The sequence below is a fragment of the Actinocorallia aurea genome, from assembly GCF_054783995.1.
Map to the genome: position 1 here is coordinate 81,429 of NZ_BAAGPQ010000012.1, position 13,039 is coordinate 94,467.

Below are 13,039 nucleotides of genomic sequence, written 5' to 3' on the forward strand. Positions count from 1 at the left end.
AGACGGGCCCCGCCCTCTGTCGTTCACGGGGCCCGCTCTCCTCGCCGTCGACGGCGTCGCGAACCCGTCGGTCGCCGAGCCCTTAATGCCGTGGCGGCGAGTGACGGGCGCCGGTGAACCCGCGGGAAGGCGCCTACGGGGGCGCGGAGTCGGCGGCGATCTCGGCGAGAAGGGCGCTGAGGGCGGGGCTGCCGAGGAGGGAGTTCCACCGGGCGGCCATGAGGGCGGTTCCGGTGCGGAGGGAGGCGGCGAAACCCGCGTAGGTCCACTCGTCCGCGGGGGTGCCGCAGACGGCGTCGAGGCCTGCGGAGGCGATGCGTTCGGCCACGCCGGAGGCGGCGGCGCACGCGCGCAGGACATCGATGCCGCCTGCGGCGTCGTCGCGTTCGACGCGGAAGAGGGGGAGGTGGCGTTGGATGAGGGCGGCGCCTCGTTCCAGGTGGCCGGTGCGGGCGCAGAACTCCAGGTGGGCGGCGACCTCGCCGGGGTCCCGGGCGGCCTCCCAGGTGTCTTCGTGGATCGCGCGGGCCTGCGCGAGGCGTCCGGCGCGCAGGTGGGCGGTGAGCAGCCATGGGGCCGCGGACGGCTCCTCGGTGAGCAGGGTGTCGGTGAGGAGGGTGGCGGCGGCGTCGGCGTGGCCGAGGTCGAGCAGGTGGCGGGCGCGGCGGACGGTGTGGGCGCGCGTGCCGTGCGCGGGGGAGTGCGGTAGGGCGTCGAAGGCCGCTTGCGCGGTCCGGGCGGCGGCCGGGTCGCCGCATCGCACGGCGAACTCCAGCTCGCACCAGCGCAGGAAGTGCAGATCGTCGGTGCCGGGCCTGTGGTGGCGCTCCACGGCGCGGACCAGGCCGCGGATCTGCGCCGCGTGGACGGTCGGGAGGGTCAGCGCGAGGTCCAGCGCGCGAGGGACCGCGCGCCAGACCAGGTCGAGGGCTTCGCCGTCCAGGACGCGGGTCCCGGCGTCGTGCCCCCGGACGAGTTCCACGAGCGTGGCGAACAGGTCGAAGCGCCAGTCGTCGTTCATCGCGTGAAGCTCCGCGAGGAGCGCCACCCGGACGCGGTGCGCGGCGTCGTCGTCCCGCGCGCCGACCGCGCTCTGCAGCAGGCGCTGCAGGCGCACGACCCGGGCCGACCGGCGTTCGAGGGCCCGCGCGTCCGCGAGCCCGCCGACCAGGTCGGCCTCCGCGCCCGGCAGGTGCGCGCACAAGGGCGGCGTCGCGCGGTGCCGCGGAGGTGAGACGTCCGGGGGCAGCGGCAGCGCGTCGGTGACGGGTTCGGCGTGCAGCAGCGCGAGGATCCGCTCACTCAACGAGGCGGTGCCGTTCAGTTCGTCGATCCGGAGGGCGCGGTCCACCGCCTCCCAGTACAGGCGGGAGGCGAGCGCGGAGTACGACCACGCCGCGAGGAAGTCGCACCGGGGATCGGCGCAGTCGCACTGCCAGAACCACTGCCGGTCGAGGTCCCGCGCCATGACCCGTTGGCACAGCAGCGCTGCGGCGGCCGCCGTCCACGTGTGCTCCACCGAGGAGACCCGGCCGGTGACGTGCCCGAGGTTGCGGTGCAGCACGTCGAGGCCGCGCTCCTCGTTGCCGGTGAGCGCGCAGAACTCCAGGTGCGCGGCGGTGTCCTCCACCTTCATGCCCGGCCTGGCGTAGACGCGCTGGTGCGCGGCCGCCGCCTCCGCCAGGCGTCCTTCGCGGAGGAAGGGGACGACGAGGTCGTCGGTGCGGAGGTCCCCGTGCGGCCCGGCCATGCGCGGGGCGAGCAGCTCGACGGCCCGGTCGGGCCGGCCCAGCCGCAGCCACATCACGGCCCAGGTCTCCGCCGCCTCGCCGCGCAGGTGCTCCGTCGGGACCGGGTGGCGGCGCACCCGGGACCAGAGCCGCTCGACCGCCTCGACGTCCCCGCGGCGGGCCTCGGTCTTCATCCGGTAGTTGTCGATCGCGTGGCGCGTCGCCCCCGCGTCCGGCGGGCAGTGCCGCGCGAGTTCGTCCAGGAGGCGGTGGATCCGCGGCGCGGGCTGCGGATAGAGCCAGATGTAGGCGTCGACGACGAGGAAGAGCTGGTTCCACATCGCGGTGACGTCGCCAGGGTCGAAGAGGTGCGGGTCGGCGTGCCAGGCCAGGAGGCAGGTGCGCAGCAGGGGGAGGACCTCCGCGAAGAAGTCGCCCTCGCCGTCAGGCAGCGGCCGGTAGCGCATCGCCCAGGTGAAGGACAGCCTGACGCGGAAGAGGAGGCCGGGGTCGCCGAGTGCTTCGGCGTCCGGCAGGATCGCGCGCATCGCCTCGACGTAGAGCTCCCCGCCGGGGCCGCCGTCCTGCTCGTCCAGCCTGTTGGCCGCGTCGAGACGGGCGAGGACGCTCTCCCTGGTCGTCATCGCCTCACCGCTGGCGGATCGCGTGCTCGACCAGGCCGAGGAAGGCGCGGTTCACGCCCGCCGCGTCGGCGGGGCGCAGCGGGCGGTTCCCGGCCAGCAGCGCGTACCCGTACAGGGCCTCGGCCGACAGCCGGACGACGTCCTCGTCCAGGGTGCTGGTCAGGCGGGCGACGAGCGGGTGGCGGTGGTTGAAGACCAGCAGCGGAAGGGCCCGCGCCGTCTCCTCGGGGACGGCGTCCGCCATCAGCTCCGCCCAGATCCCGTCGTCCTCCTCCCGGACGGCGCGCAGGCCCGCCGCGCGCCTGGCGTCGCTCCCCTCCAGGAACAGGACGGGCAGGGCGACCGGCGAGAAGGAGCGCAGGACGGGTTCGCAGCCGCGCGGTTCCAGGGCGGCGCGGGCGATCCGCAGGAAGTCGCGCGCGGCGAACTCCGCTGCGGGGTCCAGCGCGTCGAAGCGGGTGGCCAGGTCGTCGGGGTCGAGGCGGCGGACGGCGAGGCCGGGATCCAGCAGGGGAAGGCGCCGCAAGATCTCGGCGCGGTAGGAGTAGCCGCCGTTGACGAGGCCGAGCCCCTGCGCGGCGGCGATGCCCGCGAACTTGTGGAACTCCGGGACGGTCGCGGTGTAGTACACGACGCGGTGGCGGCGCCGGAACTCGCCGAGCGTGAACTCCCCTTCGCTGGTCTCGAACGGCACCCACTCGTCGGCGATCCGCAGCATCTCGGTGTCGTGCGGGGCCAGCGCGAGGACGCCCCGGTAGTGGACGCCGAGGAACGCCGCGAGCCGGTCCGGCGCCGTCGCCGCCAGCTCCACCAGCCAGCCGCGCAGCCGGGCGCCGAGCGCGTGGCGGGCGGCCTCCAGCAGATCGTCCTCGTACAGCTGCTCCCGGCTCGCGGTGGGGCGCAGCTCCGCGGTGTCGATGACGCAGCGGACGAAGAAGCCCCAGTCGGGCACGAGCCCGTCGACCTTCTCGCCCAGCAGCATGCGCTTGAGGTAGACGCGGTGCGCGGGCCGCTCGCCGGGCGCGGTCTCGAACGGCAGCACGTAGGCCACGCCGGTCAGGCCCGCCTCCGGCACGTCGAGGTCGATGACGTCGAAGGGGCGCGCGCCGAGGAGCCGCTCGCCGTGCGCGAGGAGGGCCTGCCTGCGCGCGCCGGGATCGGGATGCGGGGCCTGCCACGGCAGGGCGCCCTCGGTGAGGATCTCCCGGCCCACCCGCACCTCGCAGGGCAGGAGCGCGCCGTAGTGCCGGACGAGCTCGGTGACGGTCGACGCGCTCAGCCAGTGCCCGAAGTCCCGGCGCGGCCGCAGGACGACCGTGGTGCCGGGCTCGTCGCGCGCCGGGCCAGCGGTGACGGTGTAGCGGCTGTCGGCGTGCCCGCGCCAGACGACGGTGGGGGCGTTCCCGCACCGGGTGATCACTTCGATCTCGTCGGAGACGAGGAAGCAGGACAGCAGCCCGATGCCGAACTGGCCGAGGAGGTCGCGCCGGGCGAAACCCAGTTCGTCCCGTTTCGCGGAGCCGCCGATGGTGGCGAGCAGCTCGTGCACCTGCGGCTCGGTGAGCCCGATGCCCGTGTCGTGGATCCGCAGCGCCCCGTCCGGTGAGGCGTCGGCGGGCTCGATGCGGATGAGGGTGGGCACGTCCGGCCCCTCGACGGCGCGGCGCGCGGTGATCGCGTCGACGGAGTTCTGCAGCAGCTCCCGCACGTACACCCGCGGACCGCTGTAGAGGTGGCGGCTCAGAACATCGACGATGCCGCGCAGATCGACCTGGAAGACATGCTCCACCCCTCCACCGTACGAGCCCGATTCCTCACCCGTCGCCCCTTCCGCCACATCCGTCCCTGTCCCGGATCTGTACGCTGCGGCAAGGCCGTCCACGACGGCGCTTCGGTGACCATGGACCGCCCCTACCCGTCCGACCGGAGTTCGCTGACGGCGGCGGAGTGAAAGCTCGCCGACGACCACCCCTACATCCTCAGCGTCCTGTCCGAGAAGGAGTCCGCCCGCGTCGAGACCCGCCGCATGGTCCTCGGCTACACCATCGCCGCGGCCACCGCGGTCTTGAGCGCCGCCGCCTACGGCAGGGCCTATCACCTTGCCGAGAAAGACCCCGGCCGCCGCCGCTGACGTGGCCGCGGTCGAGCAGGACCCTGGCAGCCGTGGAAGCCCTGTCCTTCCGGAACCCGGATCGGGGGTGCGGGGTGGTGAGCGGAAGGGATGATCCGTCATGCACCCGTCATTTGCCCTAGACGTTGGAGACGGTCCCGCGTTCCGTGGCACGATGAGGCTTTCATCGTGATCAAGGCGTGGGAGGCGGGGTGTCGGACGCGCAGGGTACGGCCGCCGGACGCGAACTCGGTGGCAGGTACCGGCTGGAGTCCCTGATCGGGCAGGGCGGCATGGGCCAGGTGTGGCGGGCGACCGACCAGCGGCTCCGCCGCCAGGTCGCGGTCAAGATCCTGCCCGCCGAACTCGCCGTGGCCGCGGGCGGGCTGGCCCGGTTCGAGCGGGAGGCCGAGGCCACGGCCGCGCTCCAGCACCCGGGCATCACCACGGTCTTCGACATCGGGCAGGAAGACGACGGGCTCACCTACCTGGTGATGGAGCACCTCGAAGGCGAGGACCTGCGCGCGGTCCTCGACAGGCACCCCGACGGCCTGCCCGTCGCCGACGCCGCGGGCTTCGCCCGTCAGATCGCCGAGGCGCTCGCCGCGGCGCACGCGCGCGGCATCGTGCACCGCGACATCAAGCCCGCGAACCTGTTCGTCCTCGGGGACGGGCGCCTCAAGCTGCTCGACTTCGGGATCGCGGGCCTGTCGGAGGCCGCCACCCGGCTCACCCGCGACGGCGGCTCGGTCGGCACCCCGCTGTACATGGCGCCCGAGCAGTTCAAGGGCCAGGCCCCCGACGCCCGCACCGACCTGTACGCGCTGGGCGGCGTGCTGTACGAACTCCTCACCGGCACGCCGCCCTTCTCCCCGGCGTCCGGACTGCCGGGACTGCTCTACGCGCACCTGCACGAGCCCGCCCCGTCCGTCGCCTCCCGCCGTGCGGACGTCCCCGAGCACCTCGGGCAGCTCGTCGCGGCGCTGCTGGCCAAACCGCTGGAGGAGCGCCCGCAGGACGCCGCGGCCGTCGCCGCCTACCTCGCCACCGGGTCGTGGGGGCCGTCCGGCGCGGTCGCGCCGCCGCCGTCGGGACCGCTTCCGCCGCTCGGCGCCCTGCCGCCGCCGACCCCGCCCCCCGGCGCGGCCACCCTCCCGCCGCCGCCCAGGCCGATGACGCTGCAGCCGCCCATGTACCCGACGATGCCGCAGGCTCCGGCGAAGAAGGGCGCCTCCGACGCGCTGATCGCCGTGGGAGCCGTCGTCGCGGTGGGGGCGCTCGCCGGCGTCGTCCTCGTCGCCGTGAAGGGTGTGCCGTGGGGCGACCAGCCGTCCACCCCGAGGGCCGCACCCACCGGCGTGGCCACGACCTACAGCCCCAAGCCCCTGCCGGACCGCACGATCGTCTACTCCGTCACCGGGTCGGGCAAGACCTCCCGGGTCAGCTCCACGGACGGCAAGGGCGGCATGTCCAGCAGTGAGGTCAGGCTCCCCTGGACGAAGAAGTTCAAAGTCAAGTCCTTCACCTACCTCAGCCTCATCGCCGTCAGCGGCATGGACGGCGGCTCCGTCCACTGCGAGATCACCATCGACGGCGAGGTGCTCCAGGAAGCCGACGGCTCCGGCCAGTTCTCCTCCGCCAGCTGCCAGTACTACCCCGGCATGTCCGCCCAGCCCCGCTGACCCCGTCAGGCGCGGCGGAAAGCCGTGCGGTACTCGCGGGGGCGGCGGCCGGTGCGGTGGGCGAAGAGGGCGGCGAACGTGCCGGGGTCCCGGTAGCCGACCGCGGCGGACACCGCGGCGACGGTCTGGTCGGTGGTCTCCAGGAGGTGGCAGGCGCGGCGGACACGCGCCGACTGGAGGTAGGCCAGGGGGCTCTGGCCGGTCTCGTCGGCGAAGCGCCGCAGCAGCGTCCGCGTGCTCACGTGGAACGCGTCGGCCAGGGCGGCGAGGTCGTAGCGGGCGGCGAGGTTCTGGTCGAGCCGGCGCATCACCCTGCGGGAGAACTCGTTCCCGGGCTGCGGGAGGAGCCTGGCGTCGACGTACGGGGTCTGCGACGAGCGGGCGTCGTCGAGGAGCGCGATCCGCGCGGTCGCCCGCGCCACGCGTGCGCCGCTGTGCCGGCGGATCAGCTCCAAGGCGAAGTCGTACATGGCGCTGAACGCGGCGGTCGTCGTCACGCCGCCGTCGGTGACGACCAGGCGTTCGGGGCGGACCTCGGCGTCCGGGCAGCGCCGGGCCAACTCCTCCGCGAGCAGCCATGCCGTCGTGGCCCGGCGGCCGCGCAGCAGTCCCGCCTCCGCGAGCAGGAACGCGCCGACGCAGACCGAGACGACGGCTCCGCCCGCGTCCGCGTGCGCGCGGATCGCCGCGACGTCGGGGGCGAGCGGCGCGAGCTTCGCGTCCGGGTCGAGGCCGGGCACGAGCTCGCATCCCGGCACGACGAGGACGTCGACGGCACGGAGCGGCGAGACGGCCAGCGCGACGCCGCCCGACGCGATGACGCGGCGGCGGGGCGAGACGATCGCCACCTCGTATCCGTCGTGGTCCGGCCCGGCGACGTGCGCGGCCATCGTCAGGAGGTCGGGTATCCCGAACACCTCGGACGCGAAGCAACCCGGATAGGCCAGAACACCGACCCGCAAAGCGCTCATTTCCGTCTCCTGCCCGCCCGGTCTTTGGCGGGATCACCCTCGCATATGGCGATCTGGCCTGTCGTCCCGTCCCGGGGGAACGGCCCACACTGTCGCCATGAACGCAGCCAGTGGACGTCTTGACGACGCGATCACGGACTTCACCCGCCGACTCGTGGACGTGGAGGGGGTGGTGAAGACGGTGTACGTCGCGGGTTCCGGGCCCGCCGTCGTCCTGATGCCGGAGATGCCCGGCATCAGCCCCGACGTCCTGCGGCTGGCGCGGTGGGTGAGGGACGCCGGCCTCACCGTCTTCGTGCCGTCCCTCTTCGGGACCGACGGCGCCCACCCCACGGCCGAAGGGGGCGCGGAGATCATGCGGCGCGCCTGTGTCAGCGCGGAGTTCCGCGCCTTCGCCGGAGGCGGCACCAGCCCCGTCGCGTCCTGGCTGCGCGGGCTCGCGCGGCTGGCCCACGCGGAGTGCGGCGGTCCCGGCGTCGGCGCCGTCGGCCTGTGCTTCACCGGGAACTTCGCCCTCACCATGCTGCTCGAACCCGCCGTCATCGCCTCGGTCGTCAACCACCCCTCGCTGCCGCTGGACGACCCCGCCGGACTGGAGATCGGCGACGACGACGCGCGCGACGTAGCCGAACGCGTCACACGCGAACGGCTGAAGGTCCTCGCCTACCGCTTCGAGGACGACCGCTGGTGCACCGGCCGGCGCTTCGCCGCCTACCGGGCCCTCCTCGGCGACGCCTTCGACGGCCGCGTCCTCCCGTCCGGCTCCGCCGCCGCCGACCCGCCCCCTTTCTTCCGCGACGTCGTCCGCTCCCCGCACAGCGTCGTCACCGCCCACTTCGTCGACGAGGAAGGCCACCCCACCACGCAGGCCAGAAACGAGATCCTCGCCTTCCTCACCGACCGCCTGGCCATCCCGAACCCCTCGCCGGACGCTTGACGGCCGCCCCTGTCCCGGGCGGCGTGGACTCTCCGGGAGCCGTACGGCGGCGCCTTCGCCCCGTGCGCCCTCCTCGCAGGCACGGTAGGCGGAGATGGTCGCGGAGGTCCTGGCCGGTTCTGCTCCGCATGTATATAATGAGATTATACATAACGCCATTATGTAGTTTGGCGGCGTGCAGAGGAGGGGCGATGAGTGGATCGGGTGGCGGGGTCGCCAGTCCGTTCAGGCAGCCGAAGGCCGTCTGGGCCGTGGCGTTCGCGTGTGTGATCTCGTTCATGGGGATCGGGCTGGTCGATCCGATCCTGCCGGCGCTCGCGGAGAGCCTGGAGGCCTCGCCCAGCCAGGTGTCGCTGCTGTTCAGCAGCTATCTGATCGTCACGGCGGTGGCGATGATCTTTGTGGGGTGGGTCTCCAGTCGGATCGGGGCCAAGCGGACGCTGGTCATCGGACTTGCCGTCATCGTGGTGTTCGCCGGATTGGCGGGGACGACGGGGTCGATCAACGGGATCGTCGGTTTTCGGGCGGGGTGGGGGCTGGGGAACGCGCTGTTCATCGCGACGTCCCTCGCGGTCATCGTCGCGTCGGCCAGTGGCGGGTTCGGCGGGGCGATCATCCTGTACGAGACGGCCCTGGGGCTGGGCATCGCCGTCGGGCCGCTGCTGGGCGGGCTGCTCGGTGACATCAGCTGGCGCGGGCCGTTCTTCGGGGTCGCCGCGCTCATGGCGATCGCGCTGATCGCGACCGTCACCCTGGTCCCGGCCACGCCGAAGCCCGCGCGGCCCACCTCGCCGATCGCCCCGCTCAGGGCGCTGCGGCACCGCGGGCTGCTGACGATGGGCGTCGTCGCGCTGATGTACAACTGGGGCTTCTTCACCATGCTGGGCTACGCGCCCTACCCGATGGAGCTCGACGCCGTCCGGCTCGGCCTGGTCTTCACCGGATGGGGTCTGCTCGTCGCCGTCTTCAGCGTGTTCGGCGCGCCGCGCCTGCAGGCCAGGTTCGGCACCGCGCCGACGCTCTACGCCAACCTCGCGGCGCTCGGCGTCATCATGGCGGTGATCGCCGCGTGTGTCCGGACGCCCTCGGTGGTGATCGCCGCCGTCATCGTCAGCGGCGCGTGCATCGGCGTCAACAACACCCTCACCACCCAGGCCGTCATGCTCGTCGCACCGGTCGAGCGGCCCGTCGCGTCGTCCGCCTACGGCTTCCTGCGCTTCATCGGAGGCGGCATCGCGCCCTACGCCGCCGGAAAGCTCGCCGACGCGCACGGCCTCGGCCTTCCCTTCTACGTCGGCGCCGCGTCCTTCGTGCTCGCGATCCCCGTCCTGGCCACCGGCCACGACCTCCTGCGCAAGGCAGAATCACAGCCCGCCGACGCCGAAGCCGTCACGCCGTCGTTCACCCCGGTCGGCGCCCCGACCGGTGTTTCGGCCGACGGTCCGGCCGTCATCGTCGCGGTGTCCGGCCACGACCGGGCCGCCGAGACCGTGCTCGCCGCCGCCCGCGTCGCCGCCGACACCGGCGGCCCCCTGGAGATCGTGCACGTCCGGCAGGCCGCCGTCGTCGAGGAGCAGACCGCCGACACCGAGACCGCCGACGCCGCCCGCGCCGCCGTGACCGCCCACCTCGACCGGGTCACCGCCCAGCGCGTCCCCGCGCACGGCCAGGTCCTCACCAGCGTCGGCGACCACGCCGCCGCCGCGCGCGCCCTCGCCCAGCACGCGGCGCGGATCGGCGCGCGCACCATCGTCATCGGCCGATCCCCGCGCGGCCCCCTCGCCCAGTTCGCCGACGGCGGCTTCACCGCGGCGCTCACCCGCACCGCCCCGTGCACGATCCTCCTCATCGACCCCGACCACGCGCCCCGCCCCGTCACCGGAGCCGACCTCGAAGGACTGCGCACCGGCGCGGCCTGACCGACCGGGGGAGGCCCGCCCGTCCCCCGGCGAAGCGGAGGCTCGGCGGCGGTCAGCGCGGGACGCTGCTGTCGAGCGCGGCGAGGCACAGGCGGGTGCAGCTCTCGGCGAGCACGACTTCGGCGGCCGGCTGCGCGGCCTCGGCGCGTTCTCCGCGCACCCCAAGTGGGACCCGGCGAACGGCGAGATGTTCAACTTCGGCGTCGCGTTCTGGCCGACGCCGCGCCTGAACTGCTTCAAGGTCGACCGGACGGGACGGCTGGCGAAGCTCGCGTCCGTGCCGGTGCCGCAGATGCCGTGGAACCACGACTTCGCCCTCACCACCGAGCACCTCCTGTTCGTGCTGGACCCGATCCAGCCCGACCTGCGCCGCCTGCTGACCGCAGACGGGCCGATGATCGACGCGCTCGACCACCACCCCGACCGCGCCACCCGCTTCCTGCTGGTGCCCCGCGACGGCGGCAGGCCCCGCTTCGTCGAGCACGACGCGCTCCTGCACGTCCACATCACCAACGCCTACGAGGACGGCACCGACACCGTCGTCGACCTCGTCTCCTTCGAGGACTGGGAGACCCTCAAGAGGGACCTCTCCGATTTCCGGACCCGGTTCGTCGACCTGCCGCCCAGCCGTCTCTTGCGCTACCGCATCACCCCTTCCGGCAAGGTCATCGAGCAGGAGCTCGCCCCCTGCCACGGCGAGTTCCCCCAGTTCGAGTCCGGTACCCCGCGCCAGCCGCCCGCCCCATCCCAGCCCCGCCCTCCTGACGGACCGCCCGCCTGTGCCGGTGCGCCCTGCCGGCACAGGCGGGGTGGGGTTCAGCCCGCGTCGGGTCGGCTGAACCGGGGGGTCACAGGCCGGGGCCGGTGAAGGTGTACTGACCGCTGACGTTGATCGTGGCCGGGCAGAGCCCGCTGAGGATGCCGCTGCCGGAGATCTTGCTGATGGAGGAGCCCGAGAAGGTGACGGCGACGGAGCCGCCGCTGAAGGCGCCGGTGGAGCCGGTGATGGTGCCGCCGTAGAGGCAGTTGACGAGGCTCGGCACGACGGCGCGCACCCGGAACCCGGTGAAGCTGGACGACGCGCTCGGCGCGAGGTTGCCGCCCCAGGGGGTGTTCTCGGGCGTGACGGAGAGGTTGGAGACGCCGTCGGCGGTGCAGCCGCTGATGGAGGCGGTGCTGACGACGAGGGCGTCGTTGGTCGCGTTGACGCTGCCGGTGAGGTTGGAGGAGGTGCAGACCGCGTTGGCCAGGGAGACCGTCAGCGGCTGGGTGAGGGTGGCCGAGACGGATCCGCCGGTCCAGGGGGTCGCGCTCGCCGCGGTGGCCGTCAGGGCGACGGCCGCCGCGCCGGCCGCGGCGGACGCGGCGAGTCGGGTGGTACGGGACATGGGTCTCCTCTTTCAGGAGCGGGCGTGGGGCGCCCAGGGGTGGGGGACGGCCTGGCGAGGCCGTGAGGTCGGCGCGGCGAGGCCGCGCCGGGGGATCCGTCCCGCCTATGTCGGGTAGGCGGCGGTGAATCCGCGGCTTCTAGGGGGCTTCGGGTTCTCGCTTTCCTTTCAATGATGTGAAGTCTCTTAATGAAAGGTAACAAAGCGGGAGAATCCGTCAAGGGCCCGGCGCGCCGCGATCCGCCGGAAATGGCGCGTCGGCGGATGGGCGTTGTAAGAGAGGAGGGCCTGCCTGGGCGCTCCGGCCCGTGACGTCCGGGGAGCTGGGGGATCATGTCGGAGGACCGCGGTACCGAAGGAGTCCTGGACGTCGCGCTGCGGTTGTTCGCCGGCCTCGGGTACGACGGCACCAGCACCGAGATGATCGCGGCCGCGGCCGGGGTCGGACCGGACCAGGTGCCCGGAGGGCGGAACGGGGCCTATGAGGCGATCCTCAGACGGTTCCGTGACCAGCAGATGGCCATGTACGAAGAGGTGCCGGGCGTCTACACCGAAGGCGGGCTGCACGGCGTCCTCGACCTCGTCCTCGACTTCTACCTCGATCATCGCCTGGAGCTGCGGGTCTGGCAGTACCGGGGGCTCGAGGACGCCACCGACGTCCCGTGGGCGGAGGAGGACTACCGGACCCCTGTGGCCCGGCGGCTCTTCGAGGTCGTCGGATCCCTGGAGAAGCTCCCCGACCCGGACATGTGGGTCAGCCTGGTCACCTGGAGCCTGACCGGGTTCGTCAGCGGCGGCATCATCTCCCCGCGGCCGGGCCCGACCACCCCCGACGATCTGCCCGCGAGGCTCCGCTTCCGCGCCTTCATGCACCGGCTCATGGACGCCGTCGGCCCCGTCGACCGGGGCGACTCCGCGTCCTGAACGGACCGCGGCAGCGCCTCCGGAAGCGTCCCGCCCGGCCGTCGGTGGTCGCGCCGGCGAGGCCGCGCTCAGGAGACGCGCGCGGTGAGCGAGGCCTTGACGTCGGGCCATTCGGCGTCGATCACGGCGAAGACCGCGGTGTCGCGGAGCAGGCCCGTCTCGCCAGGGGCCCAGGACGGGGCCCAGTTGCGCAGGACGCCTTCGAAGCGGGCGCCGAGGCGTTCGATCGCCCGCCGGGAGCGCTGGTTGCGGGCGTCGGTGAGGATGTCGACGCGGGACACGCCGAGCGCCTCGAACGCGTGGGTGAGGAGCAGGAGCTTGGCCTCGGTGTTGATCCCGGTGCGCTGCGCGGAGCCCGCGAGCCAGGTGCCGCCGATCTCCACGGCGTACGGGTGCGCGCGGTCCGGCAGGGTCCGCGGGTTCAGGAACGTGGTGCAGCCCACGGCGCGGCCGTCGGCCTGCCGGATCTGGGCGAACGGCGTCCAGCCGGGACGGCCCAGCCGCGTGCGCACGTCGTCCTCGGCCTCGGCCGCGCGGGGCACCAGCGTGAACCCGTAGGACGAGCGGTCCTCCTCGGCGGCCCGCGCCAGATCGGGCGCGTGCCGCAGCGCCAGCGGCTCCAGCCGCACCCGCGCCCCCTCCAGCACCGGAACATCAAGCCGCAGGTCCATCCGCGCCGCTCCCTCCCCGGCCTCCCCGCCGGGCCGTCCGCAGATCATCGCGAGCCCGCCCCG

The 13,039-nt window shown here is 73.5% G+C and carries 10 protein-coding genes; 5 read left to right on the forward strand and 5 right to left on the reverse strand.

The features are described from left to right. Positions 1 to 133 precede the first annotated feature (133 nt). Both ACYVOM_RS12810 and ACYVOM_RS12815 read right to left on the reverse strand, forming a co-directional pair. Positions 134 to 2,374 carry a hypothetical protein gene (locus ACYVOM_RS12810; protein ID WP_460303536.1) on the reverse strand — a complete coding sequence of 747 codons (2,241 nt, stop codon included), beginning with the start codon at positions 2,372 to 2,374 and terminating at the stop codon, positions 134 to 136. A gap of 4 nt (positions 2,375 to 2,378) precedes the next feature. Further along, positions 2,379 to 4,163, reverse strand: coding sequence for an HSP90 family protein (locus ACYVOM_RS12815; protein WP_460303537.1), 1,785 nt, complete (start codon positions 4,161 to 4,163; stop codon positions 2,379 to 2,381). Between the two features lie 533 nt (positions 4,164 to 4,696). Here ACYVOM_RS12815 and ACYVOM_RS12820 point away from each other — a divergent pair. Further along, positions 4,697 to 6,166, forward strand: coding sequence for a serine/threonine-protein kinase (locus tag ACYVOM_RS12820; RefSeq protein WP_460303538.1), 1,470 nt, complete (start codon positions 4,697 to 4,699; stop codon positions 6,164 to 6,166). Positions 6,167 to 6,171: 5 nt separating this feature from the next. On the opposite strand, the gene ACYVOM_RS12825 is transcribed toward ACYVOM_RS12820, so the two are convergent. Continuing rightward, the gene (locus ACYVOM_RS12825; RefSeq protein WP_460303539.1) at positions 6,172 to 7,137 is read right to left on the reverse strand and encodes a GlxA family transcriptional regulator; all 966 of its coding nucleotides are present in this window, start codon (positions 7,135 to 7,137) and stop codon (positions 6,172 to 6,174) included. A 97-nt stretch (positions 7,138 to 7,234) separates the two neighbouring features. Between ACYVOM_RS12825 and ACYVOM_RS12830 the strand changes: the two genes are divergently transcribed. From ACYVOM_RS12830 to ACYVOM_RS12840, 3 genes are all read left to right on the forward strand, one after another. Next, positions 7,235 to 8,074 (forward strand): dienelactone hydrolase family protein, encoded by an 840-nt coding sequence (locus tag ACYVOM_RS12830; protein ID WP_460303540.1) that lies wholly within the window; start codon positions 7,235 to 7,237, stop codon positions 8,072 to 8,074. Positions 8,075 to 8,265: 191 nt separating this feature from the next. Then, a complete protein-coding gene (locus tag ACYVOM_RS12835; protein ID WP_460303541.1) occupies positions 8,266 to 9,993 on the forward strand; it encodes an MFS transporter in 1,728 nt (575 codons plus the stop codon). A gap of 130 nt (positions 9,994 to 10,123) precedes the next feature. After that, positions 10,124 to 10,861, forward strand: coding sequence for a carotenoid oxygenase family protein (locus ACYVOM_RS12840; RefSeq protein WP_460304359.1), 738 nt, complete (start codon positions 10,124 to 10,126; stop codon positions 10,859 to 10,861). Here ACYVOM_RS12840 and ACYVOM_RS12845 read toward each other — a convergent pair. Continuing rightward, positions 10,842 to 11,381: a hypothetical protein gene (locus ACYVOM_RS12845; protein WP_460303542.1), complete on the reverse strand. Its 540-nt coding sequence runs from the start codon at positions 11,379 to 11,381 to the stop codon at positions 10,842 to 10,844. The genes ACYVOM_RS12840 and ACYVOM_RS12845 overlap by 20 nt on opposite strands. Positions 11,382 to 11,714: 333 nt before the next feature. Between ACYVOM_RS12845 and ACYVOM_RS12850 the strand changes: the two genes are divergently transcribed. Continuing rightward, positions 11,715 to 12,305 carry a TetR/AcrR family transcriptional regulator gene (locus ACYVOM_RS12850; protein ID WP_460303543.1) on the forward strand — a complete coding sequence of 197 codons (591 nt, stop codon included), beginning with the start codon at positions 11,715 to 11,717 and terminating at the stop codon, positions 12,303 to 12,305. A 68-nt stretch (positions 12,306 to 12,373) separates the two neighbouring features. On the opposite strand, the gene ACYVOM_RS12855 is transcribed toward ACYVOM_RS12850, so the two are convergent. Next, on the reverse strand, positions 12,374 to 12,976 hold the full coding sequence (locus ACYVOM_RS12855) for a GNAT family N-acetyltransferase (protein WP_460303544.1): 603 nt from the start codon (positions 12,974 to 12,976) through the stop codon (positions 12,374 to 12,376). Between the last annotated feature and the right edge of the window lie 63 nt (positions 12,977 to 13,039).